Below are 1,341 nucleotides of genomic sequence, written 5' to 3' on the forward strand. Positions count from 1 at the left end.
CAGGTTGCGGAAAAAGGCCCTTGCTGTGAGCGGACTGGCGTGATTCCATGCCTGGGTGATTGATTGGCGGGAGCAGAACATGCGCGGCAGTGATGACCAGACGGCGGGTCTGTTTTCTTATGTAAGCTGCGAAGCCCGCGTTCCGGCAAACCATCCGCTGCGGCCGATACGTGCCATCGTAGACGAGGCGCTGGAAGTTCTGTCCCCGGATTTCGAGGGGATGTATTCAGCGATCGGCCGGCCGTCGATCCCGCCGGAGAAGCTGCTGCGCGCTCTGTTGTTGCAGGCCTTCTACACGATCCGCTCTGAGCGTCAGCTCATGGAGCAGATGGACTACAATCTGCTGTTCCGCTGGTTCGTGGGCTTGTCGATGGACGCGCCGATCTGGGACGTCACCGTGTTCACCAAGAACCGTGAGCGGCTCTTGGCTGGCGACATCGCCGCCAAGTTTCTAGCCGCTTTGCTAAGCCAGCCGCGGGTTAAGGCATTGCTGTCAGACGACCACTTCTCGGTGGACGGCACCTTGATCGAAGCCTGGGCCAGCATGAAGAGCTTCAAACCCAGGGACGGCGCAGATGGTAGCGACACTGACGACAGCGGCTCTGGCGCTGAAGGGAAACAGCCGCCAAAGGCCGCAGGCCGCAACTCTGAGCGTGATTTCCACGGTGAGAAGCGCAGCAACGCAACCCATGCGTCGACCACTGACCCGGATGCCAGGCTTTACAAGAAGGCCCGTGGCCAGGCGGCCAAGCTTTGCCACATGGGTCACGTCATAATGGAAAACCGCAACGGCCTGGTTGTCGACGCCACGCTGACCCATGCGAGTGGAACCGCAGAGCGCGAGGCAGCTCTGGATATGGTGGGTCGCATGGATGGTCGTCACCGCATCACATTGGCTGCAGACAAAGCCTACGATACTGCCGACTTCGTCGAAGCCTTGCGGGACGCAAAGGTGACGCCACACGTCGCCCAGAACACGACGAACCGACGCTCGGCAATTGATGGTCGGACCACCCATCATCCCGGCTACGGTGTCAGTCAGCGCATTCGCAAGCGCATCGAAGAAGTGTTTGGCTGGGCCAAGACCAGCGGCGGAATGCGCAAGACCCGGCATCGCGGAAATGATCGCGTCGGCTGGATGTTCACCCTGACAGCCACCGCCTATAATCTGGTGAGAATTCCAAAGCTGCTGGCGACGGCATAATCGCGTCCAGAATCCGCCGAACCAGGCGGATGGCGACAAAATGGGCCGACAAGGCCTCTGAAAAAGCTTCATCACGGCCTGTCTTCGAGCTGTCTAGCCAGGATCGGCGGAAAAATGGGGGATATTTCCGCGACCTG

The 1,341-nt window shown here is 60.0% G+C and carries 1 protein-coding gene; it reads left to right on the forward strand.

Annotated features, from left to right (window positions below; translation table 11 throughout):
- Positions 1–79 precede the first annotated feature (79 nt).
- Positions 80–1,204: an IS5 family transposase gene (locus EQW76_RS28670; protein WP_143123525.1), complete on the forward strand. Its 1,125-nt coding sequence runs from the start codon at positions 80–82 to the stop codon at positions 1,202–1,204.
- Positions 1,205–1,341: the final 137 nt, after the last annotated feature.

The organism is Rhizobium sp. rho-13.1 (assembly GCF_007000305.1).
Taxonomy (GTDB): Bacteria; Pseudomonadota; Alphaproteobacteria; order Rhizobiales; family Rhizobiaceae; genus Rhizobium; species Rhizobium rhododendri.

Bases quoted from the DNA above. Each gene is read 5' to 3' on its own strand.
- EQW76_RS28670 (WP_143123525.1), top strand. From the start codon at position 80: ATGCGCGGCAGTGATGACCAGACGGCGGGTCTGTTTTCTTATGTAAGC.